Source organism: Mesorhizobium sp. BAC0120 (genome assembly GCF_033542235.1).
Classification (GTDB): domain Bacteria; phylum Pseudomonadota; class Alphaproteobacteria; order Rhizobiales; family Rhizobiaceae; genus JAWRCU01.
In genome coordinates, this window is the sequence record NZ_JAWRCU010000027.1 from 29,063 (window position 1) to 45,099 (window position 16,037).

General features: G+C 63.6%; 16 protein-coding genes. 15 read left to right on the forward strand and 1 reads right to left on the reverse strand.

The genetic code is table 11. From position 1 onward, the window contains the following. Nucleotides 1–48: 48 nt before the first annotated feature. The 8 genes from SAZ10_RS31620 (at nucleotide 49) to SAZ10_RS31655 (ending at nucleotide 7,692) form a co-directional block, all read left to right on the forward strand. Nucleotides 49–1,521: a sugar ABC transporter ATP-binding protein gene (locus SAZ10_RS31620; protein ID WP_318613499.1), complete on the forward strand. Its 1,473-nt coding sequence runs from the start codon at nucleotides 49–51 to the stop codon at nucleotides 1,519–1,521. Then, the gene (locus SAZ10_RS31625; RefSeq protein WP_318613500.1) at nucleotides 1,518–2,489 is read left to right on the forward strand and encodes an ABC transporter permease; all 972 of its coding nucleotides are present in this window, start codon (nucleotides 1,518–1,520) and stop codon (nucleotides 2,487–2,489) included. Before SAZ10_RS31620 ends, SAZ10_RS31625 begins: the two co-directional genes overlap by 4 nt. 3 nt (nucleotides 2,490–2,492) lie before the next feature. Then, nucleotides 2,493–3,437, forward strand: a complete 945-nt coding sequence (locus SAZ10_RS31630; RefSeq protein WP_318613501.1) for an ABC transporter permease — start codon at nucleotides 2,493–2,495, stop codon at nucleotides 3,435–3,437. Between the two features lie 195 nt (nucleotides 3,438–3,632). Then, nucleotides 3,633–4,178, forward strand: coding sequence for an RNA polymerase sigma factor (locus SAZ10_RS31635; RefSeq protein WP_318613502.1), 546 nt, complete (start codon nucleotides 3,633–3,635; stop codon nucleotides 4,176–4,178). 15 nt (nucleotides 4,179–4,193) lie between these two features. Beyond that, complete coding sequence (locus tag SAZ10_RS31640) at nucleotides 4,194–4,607, forward strand: hypothetical protein (protein WP_318613503.1); 414 nt, start codon at nucleotides 4,194–4,196, stop codon at nucleotides 4,605–4,607. Further along, nucleotides 4,608–5,081, forward strand: a complete 474-nt coding sequence (locus SAZ10_RS31645; RefSeq protein WP_318613504.1) for a periplasmic heavy metal sensor — start codon at nucleotides 4,608–4,610, stop codon at nucleotides 5,079–5,081. Between the two features lie 70 nt (nucleotides 5,082–5,151). After that, on the forward strand, nucleotides 5,152–6,543 hold the full coding sequence (locus SAZ10_RS31650) for a DUF1800 domain-containing protein (protein ID WP_318613505.1): 1,392 nt from the start codon (nucleotides 5,152–5,154) through the stop codon (nucleotides 6,541–6,543). Between the two features lie 3 nt (nucleotides 6,544–6,546). Further along, nucleotides 6,547–7,692, forward strand: coding sequence for a DUF1501 domain-containing protein (locus SAZ10_RS31655; protein ID WP_318613506.1), 1,146 nt, complete (start codon nucleotides 6,547–6,549; stop codon nucleotides 7,690–7,692). A 95-nt stretch (nucleotides 7,693–7,787) separates the two neighbouring features. Here the strand turns inward: SAZ10_RS31655 and SAZ10_RS31660 are convergent, their stop codons facing one another. Further along, the gene (locus SAZ10_RS31660) at nucleotides 7,788–8,066 is read right to left on the reverse strand and encodes a zf-TFIIB domain-containing protein (RefSeq protein ID WP_318613507.1); all 279 of its coding nucleotides are present in this window, start codon (nucleotides 8,064–8,066) and stop codon (nucleotides 7,788–7,790) included. Between the two features lie 281 nt (nucleotides 8,067–8,347). On the opposite strand from SAZ10_RS31660, the gene SAZ10_RS31665 reads away from it, so the two are divergent. From SAZ10_RS31665 to SAZ10_RS31695, 7 genes are all read left to right on the forward strand, one after another. Beyond that, nucleotides 8,348–9,562, forward strand: a complete 1,215-nt coding sequence (locus tag SAZ10_RS31665; protein ID WP_318613508.1) for an ROK family transcriptional regulator — start codon at nucleotides 8,348–8,350, stop codon at nucleotides 9,560–9,562. Beyond that, complete coding sequence (locus SAZ10_RS31670) at nucleotides 9,559–10,818, forward strand: M20 family metallopeptidase (RefSeq protein ID WP_318613509.1); 1,260 nt, start codon at nucleotides 9,559–9,561, stop codon at nucleotides 10,816–10,818. The genes SAZ10_RS31665 and SAZ10_RS31670 overlap by 4 nt, the downstream gene beginning before the upstream one ends. Nucleotides 10,819–10,856: 38 nt before the next feature. Further along, nucleotides 10,857–11,918 carry a substrate-binding domain-containing protein gene (locus tag SAZ10_RS31675; RefSeq protein ID WP_318613510.1) on the forward strand — a complete coding sequence of 354 codons (1,062 nt, stop codon included), beginning with the start codon at nucleotides 10,857–10,859 and terminating at the stop codon, nucleotides 11,916–11,918. Between the two features lie 66 nt (nucleotides 11,919–11,984). Beyond that, nucleotides 11,985–13,049, forward strand: a complete 1,065-nt coding sequence (locus SAZ10_RS31680; RefSeq protein WP_318613511.1) for a substrate-binding domain-containing protein — start codon at nucleotides 11,985–11,987, stop codon at nucleotides 13,047–13,049. 38 nt (nucleotides 13,050–13,087) lie between these two features. Then, nucleotides 13,088–14,059: an ABC transporter permease gene (locus SAZ10_RS31685; RefSeq protein ID WP_318613512.1), complete on the forward strand. Its 972-nt coding sequence runs from the start codon at nucleotides 13,088–13,090 to the stop codon at nucleotides 14,057–14,059. A gap of 11 nt (nucleotides 14,060–14,070) precedes the next feature. After that, nucleotides 14,071–15,270: an alanine racemase gene (locus tag SAZ10_RS31690; RefSeq protein WP_318613513.1), complete on the forward strand. Its 1,200-nt coding sequence runs from the start codon at nucleotides 14,071–14,073 to the stop codon at nucleotides 15,268–15,270. Further along, entirely contained in the window at nucleotides 15,258–16,034 is a 777-nt protein-coding gene (locus SAZ10_RS31695; RefSeq protein WP_318613514.1) for an ATP-binding cassette domain-containing protein, read from the forward strand. Before SAZ10_RS31690 ends, SAZ10_RS31695 begins: the two co-directional genes overlap by 13 nt. Nucleotides 16,035–16,037 lie beyond the last annotated feature (3 nt).

The following is a 16,037-nucleotide window of genomic DNA, read 5'->3' on the forward strand; positions in this document are numbered from 1 at the left end:
CCGCATGCGGGATAGATCGCGCGTGTGGTGACAAGATATCGTTTGCCGATGCCCGAAACACAGGTGAACATCGTAAGACTCGACGGCGTCGAAAAGCACTTCGGCGCCGTACGAGCGCTTGCCGGCGTGGATTTCAAGGTCCGCGCCGGCGAGTGTGTCGGGCTCGTCGGTCACAACGGGGCCGGCAAGTCGACGCTCATGCATGTGCTGGCCGGCACGCTGGCGCCCAGCCATGGCGGCATTATGGTGCGCGGAGCACCCCAAGAGAGCTACTCGGTTGTCCGCGCGCAGAAGCTCGGAATACGCTGCGTATTCCAGGAGCTTTCGCTTTGTCCCAATCTCAGCGTGGCAGAAAACGCGCGCATCAATCATGCCTCGGTGCGCGGCATCGGCTGGCGGCGCAAGGCCGCCGACATGATTTTGTCGAAGCTCACCGAGATTTTCCCAGGGCACGGCATCGATCCGTGGGACATCGTCAGCGATCTCTCCATCGGCAAGCGTCAGATGGTCGAGGTCGCACGCGCGTTCACCGTGACGGACGATCCGCTCGACCTGGTCATTCTCGACGAGCCGACCTCCTCGCTCGATGCGCATTCCGCCGGCCAGTTGCTGAGCTTCGTGCGGCGCTTCGTAGCTGGCGGCAAGAGCTGTATTCTGATTTCGCATCTGCTCGGCGAAATCCTCGACAATGCCGACCGCATCGTGGTGATGCGGGACGGCAAGCTGGTCGCAACAGATGCCGCCTCCGCTTTCGACCGCAGCAGCCTGGTGGCGGCAATGGGAGGCGCCGAGCTTCGCGAAAAAACTGTCCAGCGCCCCGCAACCGCCGCACGAGCGCAGGGGCAGCTTCGCGTCCGTGCCCGGCCAGCGCGACAGACTGACGGACAGGAGCTCGTCGCTCGCGAAGGAGATATCATCGGCCTGGCAGGGCTCGCCGGCCATGGGCAGACAGATCTGCTGCTGGCGATCTATCGCGCGGCCAGTTTTCGGCGGCCTGGCATAGAGGTCACGGCTCCCGTGGCGCTGGTCGCCGGCGATCGGCAATCTGACGGCATTTTTCCCGAATGGTCGATAGCCAAGAATATCGGCGTGCGTTCTCTGGCGCGGTTGCGCAAGGGGCTCTTCATCTCACGCCGGTGCGAGGCCGAGCTGGCAACCTTCTGGCAGAAGAAGATCGGGATCCGCACGCCGGATATGGACAACAACATCCTGTCGCTTTCAGGCGGCAACCAGCAGAAAGCGCTGTTTGCGCGTGCGCTCGGCTCCGACGCGAAAATCGTGCTGATGGACGACCCCATGCGCGGCGTCGATATCGGGACCAAGCTCGAGGTGTACGACCTTATCCGCGATGAGGCGAAACGCGGCAGGACCTTCCTCTGGTACACCACCGAGACCGAAGAGCTTGAAAATTGCGACCATGTCTATGTGTTCCAGGGCGGGCGCATCGTGGCCAATCTCAATCGCGACGAGCTGACCGAGGAAAAGGTCATCCAATCCTCCTTCGGAGAAGCGGCCGAATGACTGTAGCGACACTGGACAGAGCTGCAGCCCGGCCAGGTGCCGCGAGCCGGGCGCGCTTGCTGCGCGCAGCGCTGCCGGCGCTGTCGCTCGCCCTCGTGCTGATCGCGATTGCCTGGCTCAACCCGCGCGCCATCAGCTATTTCGGCTTCAGCCTGATGCTCAATCTGGCGATCCCGATCGCACTCGCGACGATCGCGCAGATGTTCGTCATTGCCGGTAATGAGCTCGATCTTTCGATAGGCACTTTCGTCGGCTTTGTCGGCTGCGTCACCGCGACATGGCTGCGCGACGCGCCGCTGCTCGGCGCCGCAGTGCTGGTCGCCTCGATCGGCGTCTACGCACTGCTCGGCGCATTGATATATCTGCGCAACCTGCCGTCGATCGTCGTGACGCTCGGCATGAGCTTCGTCTGGCAGGGCCTGGCGATCATGATCCTGCCGATGCCGGGCGGCAAGGCGCCGGACTGGCTCTCCGCGATCACCAGCTTCAAGCCGCGCTTCGTACCGTTCCCGATCGTTGCGGCATTGATCATCGCCGGCGTCGTGCATTTCGGACTGATGCGCACATCTTACGGCGCGATCCTGCGTGGTTCCGGCGGTAACGCGGCAGCGCTCCGCCGTGCCGGCTGGTCGCTGCTCAAGACCAAGGTCGTGCTGTTCGCGCTGGCCGGTCTGTTCGGCGTGCTCTCCGGCATGATCCTGATCGGCATGACTACGTCCGGCGACGCCAATATCGGCAATGGCTATACGTTGCTGGCCATTGCCGGCGTCATACTGGGCGGCGGTGAGTTCACCGGCGGCCGAGTCTCGCCGATCGGCGCAGTGATCGGCGCCCTGACTCTGGCCCTTGCAGCTTCGCCGCTCCTCACCTTCATGCGTATCCCGCCCGACTGGCAGGTCGCCGCAAACGGCATCATCCTGATCGTCGTGCTCGCGGCTCGCGTGCTGATCAGCCGAAGGGAGCGCTGAACGATGACATCGGTCGGTGTGCTGTTTACGCGACCATGGATCTGGTCGTTTTTCGGTGCCCTGCTGGCATGGATCGCCGCGATCATATTCACGGGCGGATACGGCGCCGGCGGAATGATCACGGCCGCGCTGTCGCTCGCGGTATTCATGGTGATCGTCGGCGTCGGGCAGATGTTCGTCATCACGCTCGGGCCCGGCAATGTCGACCTGTCGCTGCCGGCCAATATCGGGCTCGCCAGCGCCGTGGCCATGACGGTCATGGACGGTAGCGACACACGCATCGCGCTCGGGCTCGCCGCCGCGCTGGCCTGCGGCGCCGCGGTGGGTGTCGGCAACTACCTGCTGATCTGGGCACTCAGAATCCCGCCGATCATCGCGACATTGTCGGCGAGCTTCATCATACACTCGATCGACATCGCTTACGGGCGCGGACTCCAGATCAAGCCACCGCCGGGTTTCGCGGATTTCACGAACCTGCAGGTCCTCGGCATACCGGTACTGGCCTTGGCGACGGTGCTGTTCACGATAGGCGCCGCACTCGCGCTCAACCGCATGATCTACGGCCGCTCGGTACTTGCGATCGGTCAGAACATCCGCGCCGCCTGGCTCGCTGGCATCAGCGTTGGATGGATACGCTTCCTCACCTACGTCCTGTCGGGCACACTCGGCGGCCTCAACGGCGCGCTGCTCGCCGGCTATTTCCGCGGTGCCAATATCGACATCGGCAACGAATATTTGCTGGCATCGATCGCGGTCGTCGTGATTGGCGGCACGTCGGTGGCGGGCGGCAAGGCCAATGTCCCGGGGATCTGGGGCGCGTCGCTATTCCTGGTGCTGCTCTTGACCATGCTCAACACTTTCGGCGTGAGCGCCGGTGTGCGGCTCGTGGTGACCGGTCTCATCATCGTCGCCGTCATCACCGCAGCCGGGGGCGGACGCGAGGGCTGAAGCAAGCGGATCTCTCGAGGAGATGCCCGCCAATGCGCAGCGTTGAAACCTTCGAGGAGTTCTGTCCAGGAGCGCTACTGCAAGCGGGCGCCGGGCTGATTATCGTCTATCTGGCGACGGAAAACGCGACGGCGTCCGTTCAATTGGCGTAATGCGGGTGCGATTCCTGGAAAGGGAATCGATGAAATTGCACTCTTGAGCCGAGAAACGGACGAAGAACTGCTCGCCCGGATCGGTCGCGGCGAACCGGCAGCGGTCCGGAGCATGGTCGCGCGCAAGCTGCCGCGTCTGCTCTCACTGGCGGTGCGCATGCTGGCTGATCGCAGCGAGGCGGAAGATGTCGCGCAGGAGGTCTTTCTGCGCATCTGGCGGCAGGCGCCGAAGTGGCGGCCCGGAACGGCCCGGTTCGATACCTGGATCCATCGCGTCGCGCTCAATCTCTGCTACGACAGGCTCCGGTCGCGGCGCGAGCTGGTCGTGGCCGAACCGCCCGATCAGGCCGATCCCGGACCTGCGCCCGATCAGGGTTTGAGCGAACGCGGTGAAGAGAAGCGTATCGAACAGGCGCTTGCAGCGCTGCCGGACCGCCAGCGTGAAGCCGTGGTGCTTCAATATTATCAGGAACTTTCCAACCTGGAGGCAGCTGAAGTGATGGGTATCAGCGTCGAGGCCCTGGAGAGCCTGCTTTCGCGGGCACGACGGAATTTGCGGGCCTATCTTCAACAACATGACGCCGAATAGGCGGGAGGCGATGGGATGACACCCGACCAATTCCGCAAGCTCACGAAAACCTATGGAGCCGAGCCCCGCCGGTGGCCACAGGGCACCCAGGAGGCCGCGCTAGGTTTCATGAAGAGCCATCCGGCGGAGGCACAGGTGGCGCTCGCGGAGGCAACTCAGTTGGACGGCATGCTCGACCGTCATATCGTTGCGGCGCCCGACAGCGCGCTCGGCCAACGCATCATCTCGTCCGCACCCGCGGCGCGGGCCATATGGCAGCATGCGCGACTGTGGTGGCAGGGCGCGGCGATTGCGGGCCTCGGCATAGCCGGCGCGCTGGCGGGTGCGCTGATGATCGGCATTTTCCGCGCGCCTGACGCGGCGGAATACAATGACGGCGCGCATGTGGTCACCGCCTTCGACGACATCTCCTATGAACTGGACGAATAGATGAGCGACAGGTTACGCAACATCCTTCTCGCCGTTTCCCTCGCCATCAACGTCTTTATAGTCGGAGCGGCAGCCGGTGGGGGCTTCATGTGGTACGCCATGGATCGCTCGAGGACTGCGCAAAATCAGGGCGCTCTCAGATTTGTTGCCGCAGATCTTCCCTTGGCGCAAAGACGAGCCTTCCTGCAGGCGCTGGGCGACGCCCGCCGCGCTTCGATATCCGATCTGGAGACGGCACGTGCGAGCCGCGACGATCTCGCCCGCCTTCTGTCGCAGGACCGGTTGGACAAGGGCGCCATCGACGCCGAACTCGTGAAGATCAGAAACGCAGATATGGCGCTGCGCAGCCGGCTCGAGCAGGCGGTCGTCGACTTTGCCGAAACACTTTCTCCTGCAGAGCGCCAGACTCTCGTCGAAGCATTGAGGCAGCGCGCAAGCATGCTGCGCCGAACGCCCGCAAGAAATTCTGACTAGCCGCGACGGATCAGCTTTCCTCTCACGTTCAACTCCTGTCCTTTCGGATGCATGAGGAGCGGAGACGGAAATGGTAGGCAAAACGACGGTCACCGCCGCGACGATCGCTCTCGACCGGTTCGGGCTTGGCGCTCGTCCGGACGAAGCTCCGCCGGCCGACCCCAAGCGATCGGTGCTCGACCAGATCGAAAGGCTTGGGGCGAAACCGGCTGCCTTCGATACCACCCGGAGTTCCCCGGAGATCGCCACCCAATATGCTGCCGAATTGCAGAAGCTGCTGGGCAGCGACAAAGCCGACAACCTTGAGGCCCGCAAGGCGCTTCGTGAGGAGATACAGGCGCTTTACCGGGCCGAGGTCGAGGCGCGAGCGCTTGCCGCGCTCGACACGAATACCCCGTTCATGGAACGCCTGGTGTATTTCTGGTCCAATCATTTCGCCGTTTCCGCAAACAAGCCGCGGGTGACGGCGCTGGCGGGAGCCTTCGAAAGGGAGGCGATACGCCCATTTGTGCTCGGCCGCTTCAACGACATGCTGCTGGCGGTCGAGCACCACCCCGCAATGCTCTTTTTCCTCGATCGGGTTGGCTCGATCGGTCCGAACAGCCAGGCCGCGCAACGTGCCGAGGCCGGCGACACGCGGCGGAAGCTTGGGATCAACGAGAACCTCGCACGCGAGATCATGGAGCTGCACACGCTTGGTGCCCGTTCCGGCTATAACCAAAGCGATGTGACCGAGTTTGCGCTGGCCCTCACCGGATGGTCCACGGGCCGGATCGGCGAGGCTGTGCCGAACCACGCGCCGGGTGTGTTCGTATTCCGGCCGGCGCTGCACGAGCCCGGATCACGAAGGATATTGGGCAAGACCTACAGTCAGCCTGGCGAAGGCCAGGCGGAGTCCGTCCTTCAGGACCTTGCCACTCACCCGGCCACGGCGAACCACATCGGCACAAAGCTCGCGCGCCATTTCGTGGCCGACACGCCGCTGCAGCCTGTCGTCGAGCGGCTGAGCACCACTTTCAGCGATACCGGCGGCGATCTTCCTTCGGTCTACCGAGCCCTGATCGATTTGCCCGAGGCGTGGACATCTCAGCCGGCGAAATTCAAGACACCTTGGGACTGGACGATCTCCGCCCTGCGCGGCATCGGGCGCCGCGATCTGGACGGCATCAACGTGGCGCCTCTTCTCAATCAGCTCGGCCAGCCAGTCTGGCGCCCTGGCTCGCCAGCCGGCTATGACGATACCGCCGCCAGCTGGGCCGCGCCGGACGCGTTGGTGAGAAGGGTGGAGGTGGCAGAGCGGATTGCTGCGACGTCGCCCAGCGACGTCGATCCGCGCGAGCTTGCACGAAAGCTGTTTCCCGATTCGCTGAGCGAGCCCACGGCCGGCGAGATCGATCGCGCCGATTCCGCACGGACCGGCCTCGCGCTGCTGCTGGTTTCTCCAGAGTTCCAAAGGAGATGATCGATGATTCACCGTCGCCAATTCCTGCGCTTCGCAGCCCTCGGTGCCGGGGCAATGCTGGTGTCGCCCGGCATTGTCTTTGCCAATGTGGAGACCGAGCGTCGTTTTGTCTTCATCATCCAGCGCGGTGCGGCCGATGGACTGAACACGGTCATTCCCTATAATGACTCGGCCTATCGCACGCTGCGGAGCGAACTCGCGATCGATCCCTCGACCGCCCTCAAGCTCGACGGAACTTTCGCGCTCCACCCATCGCTCGGCGAAATCTCCAGGCTCTATACTGAGAAGCAGGCACTTTTCGTCCACGCCGTCGCCTCGCCTTACCGCGAACGCTCGCATTTTGACGGGCAGAATGTGCTCGAAACGGGAGGCTCCGGTCCCTACCAGGTGAAGGATGGCTGGCTGAACCGGCTCGTGGGGCTGCTCCCGAAATCGCGCGCAGAGGCGATCGCGTTTGCACCCACGATACCGCTCGCGCTGCGTGGCCCGGCTGAAGTGACTTCCTACGCGCCGTCGGAGCTTCCCGAGGCACCCGACGATCTTTTGATGCGTGTGGGTCATCTCTATGAAGCCGATGCCAAACTCCATCCGCTCTGGAGCGCTGCCATGGAAGCGCGTGGCCTGGCCGACCGGGCCCAGGCGCAGCGAGATCCGGCAAGTATCGGCAGAACGGCCGCGAGCTTTCTCGGCCGGGCGGATGGCCCGCGCATCGCAATGATCGAGACAGGCGGGTGGGACACGCATAGCGCACAGAACAACCGGCTCGCCAATCAGCTGAAGGCGCTGGATACCATGGTTGGCGCGCTGCGCGACGGGCTGGGGGACGTCTGGCAGCAGACCACGGTGCTGGTCGCGACCGAATTCGGCCGGACCGTCGCCGCGAATGGCACGGGCGGCACCGATCACGGCACGGCCTCCGCGGCCATTGTGCTTGGCGGAGCCGTGCGGGGTGGCCGAGTCTTGACCGACTGGCCGGGACTCGACCAACGCTCACTTTACGAGGGCCGTGATCTCAAGCCGACGCTCGATTTGGACCAGCTGATTGCCGCGGTGGCGGCCGAGAGCCTCCGGCTCGACCCCGAGCTTGCCATGCGCACACTCTTTCCCGGACGTCCTTCCAGTCAGTTCTTTCACGGTCTGATCGGGTAGGGACATCGGTCGGCGCAACCCTGCGCAGTTCGCTGTCAGCTTAGGGAGACGTGCAAGCGGCATCGCTCATGCCGCCGGCACTCGTGAGCTTCGGATCAGTCGAAGAGCTCTTCCAGAAACGATTTTCTCCGCTTGCGATAACCGTGACCGTGGGATCGCGCGTAGTCGTCATCATGGTCGCGTCTCGGCTGTAGCTGCGGCGCCTGCGCTGCTACGTCCCTGGTGCTGCGCTCGATGATCTTGTCGAGTTCGCCTCTGTCCAGCCAGACGCCGCGGCATTGGGGGCAGTAGTCGATCTCGATGCCCTGGCGATCACTCATCACCAGCGCCACCCGGCAAGAGGGGCAAACCAAACCAAGAAGGGAGGATGTCATGCGGAATCTCCGAATTGAACCAAGAGACAAGCCCGCATGCAGTTCGAAACGCGGGCCTATGATACGGTCCGACATCACTATCGCCTGCGCGACAGCCAGAGGGGCCCGGTCCGCAACGTTGATCTGGCGACAAGGGGAGGATGTTTCAAGTGCCTCAGTCGCTCTTAAATTCTATCGCACTTTGGCCGAACGCTTCATCGACGCAGAGTCTCGCCCATTTCGTTGACATCTCGGTTCAACGCGAATAAGTTCGGTGCCAGAACGAATTAATGGGGTCGAAAGTGGGTGACCTTCCGCGTCTGTCGCGGCAATTCTCTCAACGGTCGGTGATGGAGGCGATCGTACAGGGCGGCCCGATATCGCGCGCCTCGATCGCCAAACAGACCGGCCTTTCCAAACAGACGATCTCCGAAATAGTCAGGGCGCTGGAGCAGGAGGGCTGGGTCCAGGAAACCGGGCGCACAAGCGGCCATGTCGGACGGACGGCCGTGACCTATGAGCTCGTCTACGATGCGGCCCATATTGTCGCGGTAGACCTCGGCGGCACAAAGGTCCGTGTCGCCCTGACCGATCTCGCCTGTCAGATCTTTGCCGAGGAAACGGCGCCGACCGACCCTCGCGGCGGGAAGTTCGTCGTTGACCAGATCGTCGCCCTCGCATTCCAGGCTGCGGCACGCCAACGGATTTCGCGAAGGAAGATCCGTCTCGCCGTCATCGGCGTTCCCGGCGCTCCGGACCAGAACACCGGCCGCGTGCTGCTTGCGCCCAACATTGCCGATTTCGACCAGATGGACGTGGTCGGCGCGTTTACACGCGCCTTCGGCTTCGGTGTGCTGATCGAGAACGACGTCAATCTGGCCGCGCTCGGCGAACATTGGCTGGGGCAAGGGCAGGGGATCGACAATCTCGCCTATATCGCGCTTGGAACAGGCATTGGCGGCGGGCTCATGGTTGGAGGGCAACTAGTACGCGGTGCGAGCAATGCAGCCGGCGAGCTGGGCTTTCTTCCGATCGGGGCCGATGCTTACGATCCGGAGTCGCTTCGCGTCGGTGCTTTCGAGCGTGCCGTTGCAACCCACGCAATCACCGAGCGCTACGCGAGGATCTCCGGGAGGCGCGCCAGCGTGCCGGAAATCTTCGAAAATGCGGCGGCTGGCGAAAAGGCCGCGCTGAAAGTGCTTGACGATACGGCCCGCCATCTCACCCAGGGCATTGCTGCGCTTGCGGCGATAGCCAACCCCGAGAAGGTAATCCTCGGGGGTTCGATCGGCCTACGGCCCGAGATACTTGCCCGTGTACGGGCGCTGCTCCCTGAGTGCTTTCCCTATCCGGTGACCGTCGAGGCAAGCGAGCTCGGCTCGCATGCAACGATCATAGGAGCGGCAGCGATCGGCCTCAGCCAGCTGCACAACACGCTTTTCGGCGTCGACGCGCCGGAAGGCCGCATCTCGCTGCCGCCAGTCAATGCCGGGCCGCTGCGGGAGGCCGTCCTGTGAGCCGCACCAACGACCTCGTCGCCCGCTTATGGGATGCGCTGGATCGCGACGCCGCGCTCGCGCTCTGGCGTGGGGCAATCGGCCACGAAAGCATCACCGGCAACGAGGCGAACTTCGTCGGCTATCTCCAAAGCGAGATGCGCGCGCTCGGCTTGAGCGATGTGAAGACAGCCGAGTTCCTGCCAGGCCGTCCAAATGTCTGGGGCGAGAAGAAAGGGGCGGGCAGCGGCAAGCGGCTCTTGTTCATCGGTCATACCGACACAGTCCATGTCGAGGGCTGGCGTGAGCATTGGGCCGGCACCGCACGAGAAGACCCATTCGGCGCGCCGATGATCGACGGGGCGGTTTGGGGCCGCGGCGCGGGCGACCTCAAGGCCGGCATCGCGGCATCCCTGGCCGCTGTTTCCCTTCTGGACAGGGCCGGCATTCGTCTGGCGGGCGACCTGTCCTTCGCCTTCGTGGGCGACGAGGAGAGCGGCCAGCCGGGAACCGGCGTTTCGGCCGGCATCAAGGAATTCGTCGGCAGGATCGAGACTGGTGAGATCGCCAGGCCAGACTTCGCCGTCTATGTCGAGCCGACGCGGCTTTCAATATATCCGGCACAGATCGGCTTCTTCATCGCCGACATCGTGATCACGGGGAAATCCGCCTATTTCGGCGTGCCCGAGCTCGGCAAGGATGCACTGCGCGCAGGGCACTCGGTGATGAGCGCGTTGTGGAAGCATTCGGACGAGATTGCGCGTCGCGCCGAACACTCGCTGGTCGGCCGCAGTTTCTTGCTGATCACAGGAATTTCCGGCGGCGGATACATCGCCGTTCCCGAACGCTGCACCCTGTCGCTCATCCGCAAGCTGCTGCCTGGAGAGTCGCTCGACGCTGCTGCGGCCGAGATCGAGAAGGCAGTGCGAGGTGCGATTGTCGATCCAGAAATCAGTGTAGAAATCTCTTACCCTGCCGGCCGCGACCATGCGCTGGGCGGCACCGCGGCAGAAATCGACGCACAGAGCTCGGAAGTCAGTATGCTATCAGCCGCGATGGCGGAAGCGATGGCAGGCCGCGGCTCGATCGAAGGCGCGCCGTTCTGGTCGGAAGTGCCATTCTTGGTCAACCGGCTCGGGATTCCCGCCGTCTATTGTGCTCCCGGCGATATCCGCAATTGCCATACCTATGACGAGCATGTCGACATCGAGGAGTATTTCGCCGGGATCGTCGGCTTCGCTTCCTTCATCGCCGGCTATTGCGGTGTGAGCGAATGAACTCGAGCCTGAAACATCAACAAAAGGGGAATGACACCATGCTGAGGAAAAGATTGCTTGTTCCGGCTCTCGCCGGCACCCTGCTGCTCAATGTGTGCGCTGCGATTGCGCAAACCGTCGGCCCAAGCGGGGAGAGCGCCACGCCAAGCGCCGAGGTCACGCTGAGCGATGCCGACATCTCCGCAGTGAAGGACAAGGGCTACAAGGCCGCGCTGCTTTGGCACACCTCGTCCGACTTCACGAACGCCGTCACCGCCGGCGCCAAGGATGAATTCGCGCGGGCAGGCATCGAGGTCACCATCACCACCGATGCCGGTTTCGACGCCGCGCGCCAGCGCAGCGACATCGAGACGGCGCTCGCGGCCAAGCCCAATGTCATCCTGTCGCTGCCGCTCGATCCGGTTACCTCGGCCGAGGCGTTCCGCCAGGCTGTGAAGGACGGCACGAAGCTCGTTTTCCTGTCCAACCTGCCGAGCGGCTACAAGCACGGCACCGACTACGCCGCGATCGTCACCGACGACCTCTTCCAGATGGGCAAGCAGGCGGCCGATGCTCTCGCCAAGGGCATCAACGGCAAAGGCAATGTCGGCTACATCTTCCACGACGCCAATTATTACGTGACCAACCAGCGCGACCAGGCCTTCAAGAAGACGATCGAGAAGGACTATCCGGACATCAAGATCGTTGCCGAGCAGGGGATCACCGACCCGGCGCGTGCGGAGGAACTGGCCAGCGCCATGCTCGTGCAGCATCCCGATCTCGACGGCATCTACGTCACCTGGGCCGAGCCGGCCGACGGCGTGCTCTCGGCACTGCGCTCGAGCGGCAACACCAAGACCAAGATCGTCACGCTCGACCTGGCCGAGCCGGTTGCCCTCGATATGGTCAAGGGCGGCAATGTCCAGGCGCTGGTCGCCGACAAGGCCTATGAACTCGGCCGAGCCATGGCTGCCGCCGGTGTCAAGGCGCTTGAAGGACAGCAGACGCCGCCCTTCATCGTTGCCCCGGCGCTCACCGTCACCAAAGAGAATGTCAGGCAGGGGTGGAAGGATTCGCTCAATCGCGAAGCCCCGCAATCGGTCCTCGACGCAGCAAAGTGAAACGAGAGCTCCGGAGACGGATTCGTCTCCGGAGCTGCTCTACAATGAGTAACAGGAGGAACTGCGATGCGCAGATCGACAATGGCTTTCGCGATGACCACGGCCTTCATGTTCGCCGCGAATGCGTTCGCAGCGGAAGGGGCCACCACCGGCCCGAACGGCGAGAAGCCGACGCCTGCCGGCACGCTCGTCCTGACGGACGCCGAGGTGCAGCAGATCAAGGACGGCAAGTTCACTGCAGCGCTGGTCTGGCATGAGATGAGCGAGTATACCAACGCGGTGAACCGGGGCGCTCAGGACGAACTCGAGCGGCTCGGCGTCACGGTCGTCGCCCAGACCGACGCGGGGTTCGATGCCGCCCGGCAGAAGTCCGACGTCGAGACGGTGCTTGCCAAGAAACCATCCATGATCCTGTCGCTGCCGGTGGATCCGGCGACCGCGGCAACGGTCTATGATCCGGCGCGCCATGCCGGCGTGAAGCTCGGCTTTGTCGACAACTCCCCCGCCGGCTACGTCCATGATAAGGACTATGTGACGATCGTCTCCGACGACCTGTTCCAGATGGGCAACAAGGCCGGCATCGCCATGGCCGACGCGCTCGGCAAGCAAGGCAAGGTCGGCTACATCTTTCATGACGCCGATTTCTACGTGACCAATCAGCGCGACGGCGCCTTCAAGAAGACGATCGAGCAGGATTATCCGGATATGAAGATCGTGGCCGAGGCCGGTATGGCCGATCCCGCCCGCAGCGAGGAAATCGCGCAAGCCATGGTCACCCAGCATCCCGACCTCGACGGCATTTATGTCACCTGGGCGGAGCCGGCGCTGAGCGTCCTTGCCGCGCTGAGGGCTGCGGGCAACGACCACACTAGGATCGTGACCCTCGATCTCAACGAGCCCGCAGCACTCGACATGGTGAAGGGCGGCAATGTCGCCGCGCTCGTGGCGGACGAGGCCTACAATATCGGCGTCACGCTTGCCCGCGCGACGGCTGCCTCGCTGATCGGCAAGAAGGCAGAGCCTTTCCTCGTGGTCGATTCCATTGCGGTGACCAAGGATACGGTGAAGGAAGGCTGGAAGAAGTCGCTCAACACGGATGTTCCTGCGACAGTCGCCGAGGCGATGAAGTAGGGATCTGCGGGCAAGCGAGCTCGGGAGGATTGAAAAGCGTGTCCGACGCCAGTTCAGTCAACGCAGTTGGGAAATATGTCGGCCGGTTCGACCTGCAGAGATATGTCGTCTATCTCGGCTTCCTGGCGATCTTCCTGTTCTTTGCGATCATGCTCAGGGACAGCGGGTTCCTGACCGTCCGCAACCTCTCCAACATCGTGCTGCAGACGACGCCGGTGACGATCATGGCGATTGGGCTGGTATTCGTCATGTCGGCCGGCGAGATCGATCTTTCCGTCGGCTCCATCGTCGCGGTCTCAGCGCTCGCAGCGGCCGTCACTCTCAGCCAGTACGGCCTGGTTGCGGGCGTGATTGCCGGTCTGGGCGCCGGGCTTCTCATCGGCCTCGTCAACGGCGCGCTTGTCGCCTATGTGCGGCTGCCGTCGTTCCTGGTCACGCTCGCTACCATGGGGCTGTTTGCGGGCGTATCGCGGTCGATGACTGATCTGCGCTCGATCCCGGTGACGGACACGGTCTTCACCGGCTTCTTCGGATCGGGATCATTGCTTGGCGTGCCCTCGCTGATCTGGTGGACCGTGATTGCGATTGCGCTGGCACATATCGTCTACCGGGAGACGCGGTTCGGCGCCCATGTGCTCGCGACCGGCGACAACAGACGCGCGGCGAGCGTTTCCGGCATCAGCGTCTCGAAGATCCGGCTGGCGGTGCTGACGATCAGCGGCGGCCTCGCCGGTCTCGCCGGCCTGCTCTATGCAGGCCGCCTGCAAGCAGCAAAATATACGCTCGGAGAAACCGACCTGATGACCGTGATCGCGGCGGTCATCGTCGGTGGCACGCTGCTCAACGGCGGCAAGGGATCGATCGTCGGCGCGCTGGTCGGCTCGCTGATGATGGGCATGCTGAACAACGGCTTGATCCTGATGGGCCTGTCCGTCTCCGACCAGATGATCGTGCGCGGCCTCATCATACTTGCGGCTGTTGCCGTGTCGCTGCGTGAAAAATACCGCTGAGGAGAGATAAGATGTTCCTCGACGCCCTGCGCCGCCGCAACCCGGCCTTCATCGAGGCGGCCATGCGCCTGCATCAGGAAGGCCGCATTCCCGCCAGGTCCTACGTGCTCGATCTCGATGCGGTCGAGCACAATGCGCGCCTTCTCAGGAACGAGGCCGACAGGCTCGGCATGAAGATCTTCGCCATGACCAAGCAGGTCGGCCGCTCGAGCTCGTTCTGCCGGGCAGTGAAGCGCGGCGGCATCGACCGCGCCGTCGCGGTCGACATGGCTTGCGCCCGCGCGACCCATCGTGCCGGCCTGAAGCTTGGCCACCTCGGCCATCTGCAGCAGGTCGCGAAATTCGAGGCAGCGCCCGCGGCCAAGGCCTTCAGGCCCGACTACTGGACCGTCTTCAACATGACGAAGGCCGAAGAGGCGGCCGCCGGCGCGAAGGCGGCCGGCTATGTGCAGAACCTCCTGGCGCGCATCGTCACGGAAGGAGACACGTTCTACCGTGGTCATGAAGGCGGCTTCGATGCGGCCGACATTGTTCAGGTGGCGGATCGGCTCGATTCGACCGATGGCGGCCGCTTCGCGGGGATCACCACTTTCCCGGCGCTGCTCTACGACCATGCTGCCAGGAAGGTGGTTCCGACGCACAATCTGATGACCCTTGCCAAGTCCGCGGAGGCGCTCGCCAAAACAGGCCGCCGTGATATCGAGGTGAATGCTCCGGGAACGACGTCCAGCATCACGCTGAAAGCACTCGCCGAAGCCGGCGCGACGCAGTGCGAGCCGGGCAACGGCCTGCACGGCACGACACCCCTGCACGCGGTGGAGGACCTGCCGGAGCTTCCGGCCGTCCTTTACCTCACCGAGGTGTCGCATCTTGCGGGCGGCAAGGCCTTTTGCCTCGGCGGCGGCTTCTATATCGACCCCGTCTTTCCCGACTATGAGGTGAAGGCGATCGTCGGTGCCGAGCCTACCGTTGCGGAGAGCGCGCTGAGAAGCGTCGAGGTGCCGCCGCCTTCGGCGATCGACTATTACGCAATGATCGATGCCGGCGGCGCCAAGGCCCCGAAGCCGGGCGACAGCGCCGTCTTCGGCTTCCGCGGGCAGGCATTCGTCACGCGCGCTTTCGTCGTCGGCGTTTCCGGCATCTCGAAGGGAAAGCCTGAGGTGGAGACCATCGAGAACGGCTTCGGCGACGCCGCGGCATGGCCAGTCTAGAAAGCAGCGCTATGGAAGCGAGCGTCAACCGGCAAGACCCTGTTCTCAAGCTCGAGCAGGTCCGCAAGAATTTCGGCGGCGTGACTGCGATCGAGAATTTTGCCCTGGAGGTGTTCCCGGGCGAGATCGTGGCGCTGGTCGGCGACAACGGAGCCGGCAAATCGACCCTCGTCAAGATCGTGTCAGGCGTGCATGCGCCGACCTCGGGAAGGATCATTATCGAGGGCAGGGAAGTGGCGATGTCGAGCGCCACGATGGCGCGCGCCCACGGCATCGAGGTCGTCTATCAGGATCTGGCACTTGCCGACCAGCAGACGGTCTATATGAACCTCTTCCTCGGTCGTGAGCCCGTCAACCGCTTCGGTCTGCTCGATCGCCGCAAAATGATCGACGAGACCGAGAAGCTGCTGAAGGATCTCGATGTCCGGATCCCTTCCGCCCACGCCACCATTCGCGATCTCTCCGGCGGCCAGCGTCAGGGCGTCGCTATTGCCCGCGCCACGCACTGGGCGAGCAAGCTTATCCTGCTCGACGAGCCGACGGCGGCGCTTGGCGTAGCCGAAACCGCCAAGGTGGAGGAGATCGTGCTGTCACTGAAGCAGCGCAGGATCGGCATATTGATCATCAGCCACAGCCTCGATCAGGTGTTCAGGCTCGCCGACCGCATCTGCGTGTTGAGGCGCGGCAAGCAGATCGGCGTCCGCAAGACTGTTGAGACCGACAAGAACGAAATCATCGCAATGATCACCGGCCTGCAGCAGTAATTC

Excerpts from the sequence above, each read along its gene's own strand:
- SAZ10_RS31695 (WP_318613514.1), top strand. The coding sequence starts at position 15,258 with ATGGCCAGTCTAGAAAGCAGCGCTATGGAAGCGAGCGTCAACCGGCAA.
- SAZ10_RS31645 (WP_318613504.1), top strand. The coding sequence starts at position 4,608 with ATGAGCGACAGGTTACGCAACATCCTTCTCGCCGTTTCCCTCGCCATC.
- SAZ10_RS31660 (WP_318613507.1), bottom strand. The coding sequence starts at position 8,066 with ATGACATCCTCCCTTCTTGGTTTGGTTTGCCCCTCTTGCCGGGTGGCG.
- SAZ10_RS31675 (WP_318613510.1), top strand. The coding sequence starts at position 10,857 with ATGCTGAGGAAAAGATTGCTTGTTCCGGCTCTCGCCGGCACCCTGCTG.
- SAZ10_RS31680 (WP_318613511.1), top strand. The coding sequence starts at position 11,985 with ATGCGCAGATCGACAATGGCTTTCGCGATGACCACGGCCTTCATGTTC.
- SAZ10_RS31655 (WP_318613506.1), top strand. The coding sequence starts at position 6,547 with ATGATTCACCGTCGCCAATTCCTGCGCTTCGCAGCCCTCGGTGCCGGG.
- SAZ10_RS31650 (WP_318613505.1), top strand. The coding sequence starts at position 5,152 with ATGGTAGGCAAAACGACGGTCACCGCCGCGACGATCGCTCTCGACCGG.
- SAZ10_RS31640 (WP_318613503.1), top strand. The coding sequence starts at position 4,194 with ATGACACCCGACCAATTCCGCAAGCTCACGAAAACCTATGGAGCCGAG.
- SAZ10_RS31620 (WP_318613499.1), top strand. The coding sequence starts at position 49 with ATGCCCGAAACACAGGTGAACATCGTAAGACTCGACGGCGTCGAAAAG.
- SAZ10_RS31630 (WP_318613501.1), top strand. The coding sequence starts at position 2,493 with ATGACATCGGTCGGTGTGCTGTTTACGCGACCATGGATCTGGTCGTTT.
- SAZ10_RS31625 (WP_318613500.1), top strand. The coding sequence starts at position 1,518 with ATGACTGTAGCGACACTGGACAGAGCTGCAGCCCGGCCAGGTGCCGCG.
- SAZ10_RS31690 (WP_318613513.1), top strand. The coding sequence starts at position 14,071 with ATGTTCCTCGACGCCCTGCGCCGCCGCAACCCGGCCTTCATCGAGGCG.